This window comes from Nonomuraea sp. NPDC059194, from assembly GCF_042754765.1.
In the GTDB taxonomy this organism is placed as follows: Bacteria; Actinomycetota; Actinomycetes; order Streptosporangiales; family Streptosporangiaceae; genus Nonomuraea.
Window position 1 is genome coordinate 1 of sequence record NZ_JBHZBH010000106.1, and the last position, 2,037, is coordinate 2,037.

Annotated in this window: 2 protein-coding genes; one reads left to right on the top strand and one right to left on the bottom strand. The window is 58.2% G+C overall.

The window, feature by feature from the left end:
* Window positions 1-219: 219 nt before the first annotated feature.
* Window positions 220-651, top strand: coding sequence for a GntR family transcriptional regulator (locus ACFXJ8_RS43975; RefSeq protein ID WP_379651528.1), 432 nt, complete (start codon window positions 220-222; stop codon window positions 649-651).
* Between the two features lie 391 nt (window positions 652-1,042).
* Here the strand turns inward: ACFXJ8_RS43975 and ACFXJ8_RS43980 are convergent, their stop codons facing one another.
* The gene (locus ACFXJ8_RS43980; RefSeq protein WP_379651530.1) at window positions 1,043-1,801 is read right to left on the bottom strand and encodes a hypothetical protein; all 759 of its coding nucleotides are present in this window, start codon (window positions 1,799-1,801) and stop codon (window positions 1,043-1,045) included.
* Between the last annotated feature and the right edge of the window lie 236 nt (window positions 1,802-2,037).

The following is a 2,037-nucleotide window of genomic DNA, read 5'->3' on the forward strand; positions in this document are numbered from 1 at the left end:
GGGCTACCCTCAGCTTCGATCAGGCCGCTGCGACGGCCCAACGGTGGCGGTCTTCCACCTCCACTCGATTACGTAGCGCCTCGTGGCGCACTGACCGAGCAGTTCAGTCATTGCGGCAACCCTCCACATCCGGCTGTGGCAACGTTTCAGCACGTCGATGCTTATGAGCATATGCCTACTAGAGGTTATGAGGTAGTGGTGTTGTGATGATGATCTGCTGTGATCGACTTCAGTTCCGATCGACCCGTACACCGGCAGCTGGCCGACATCATCCGCGCGGACATCGCAGCGGGGCGGCTCAAGCCTGGCCAGGCGCTTCCGTCGGAGACTCGGCTCATGCAGGAGTACGAGCTGGGGCGGGTGGCGGTACGGCAGGCCCTCGCTGTACTGCGGAGCGAAGGGTTGGTTGTGACAGTGAAGCGTGAAGGCTCCTTCGTGCGTCCTGCCATACCGGTCGAACGTGTCGCGGTCGAGGGGCCAGCGGAGGTCAGCGCACGAATGCCGTCACCGGATGAGCGCAGGGATCTCGATATTCCCGAGGGTGTTCCTGTCTTCGTGCTCAGCCAGCCCCGGAAACGCCAGCGCATCCTCCCAGCCGACCGAATTCTCCTTATCTGGGACGGAGATAGACTTCCGGCTGACGAGAGATAGACCTGCGCTGCCACCTTTCGGCACCAAGATCTTTAGGTGCCTGCTGGCTACCCCTCGGTGCCGGTGACGCCTCGGGTTGCTCGATGAGATTGCCTTTGACAGCGCACTGGCGAGCATGGAACCAGCCGAAGACGACGCCTTCTCTACCCCCGCAGGCAGATGCTATCCGTTCGCGAACGCCACTTCGGCGACATGAATAGAAGCGATTTTCGAGTCGCCAATAAGTCGCCGAACTCGATCTGGGTATGCACTGAGGATAAATCCGTAATATCTACCCTCCCGGGCGCAATTGAGCACCGTGCGGGGCGTTTGGATGGAGTCGAGCAGCTCCTGGGAGCGTTAATATGGGCCGCCCGGCCGAAAGAATTCCGGAGTGGACTTTCATGCCCAACTAATCGCGCGCGTCGGCGAGGTCAATGGACACTAGTTGAATAGACTTGACTTGGCTTCTACGGGATAGGAACTTTATTTCCTCCAGCTCGGCGGTCGCAATGAATCCATGCATCTTTCCACTCTTTGCGCGGTTGCGAAGATCAGTCAAGTCGAGGCCGATCCCGTTAAGCAGCGTCGCGTCATCGTTTCGGAGTGATGAAACCCATGATTTGAAACCCTCGGATGCGGACATGAGTTGATCTTTGGGGCATGGGAGAGCTCTATCACCGCAAAAGGAAGCATCCCAGGAGACTGGTACGCGGGCGGCGTTCGGCTCTGTGAAGATCGCAACGTCAATGCCTTCGCGCAGCCAGAAGTTCACCGCCTCCTCGGCAGTGGGCTCCGAAAGCCAGACAACTATAAGTGCATTCAGTCGGTGCTTGGGGTCGTGTAAGTTGAGTAGTTCTCGGTCGTTGGCTGACATTGGGACGGGCTGAAGCTCAGCCGGGCCAAGAATTGCTGAAGTCATTCTCCACGGCTTGAGATGTGGCTGCGCCACTCCCCCGGAGGGGAGGAGTTCTATGGTTTCCGGTCGCATTGCCTCAGGTCCGCGAGTAAGCGGGTGCGGGGGTCGCGGGTCTAGCTCGATGGGAATATTTCCGCTGCGGAGGCCAACGTCCGCCTTGACCGTCTCATCGATTCGTATTCGATAATCCGGATGAGATGCCGCGAAGCCGTTCGCCAAAACGAATCTTGCCCGCTCGCTGGTGACTTCCATCCAGGGGGTCAGGGGCCAGAAGGCGGCACATGCGACGGCAACGATCCCCCCTACGGCCAAAACGGAAATTGCTATACGAGCCCTGCTGCGGCGCCCGACTGGGGACACGGTCTTACCTCCAGGGGATTTGCGGAAGTTTGGGGGGGCCAAAAAAAAACCCCCCAAAAAACACCCAACAAAAAAAAAAAAAAGTATCCGGCTAGTGGGGTATAAAAAAAAAAAAAAAAACCCCCCAC

Bases quoted from the DNA above. Each gene is read 5' to 3' on its own strand.
- ACFXJ8_RS43980 (WP_379651530.1), bottom strand. From the start codon at position 1,801: ATGGAAGTCACCAGCGAGCGGGCAAGATTCGTTTTGGCGAACGGCTTC.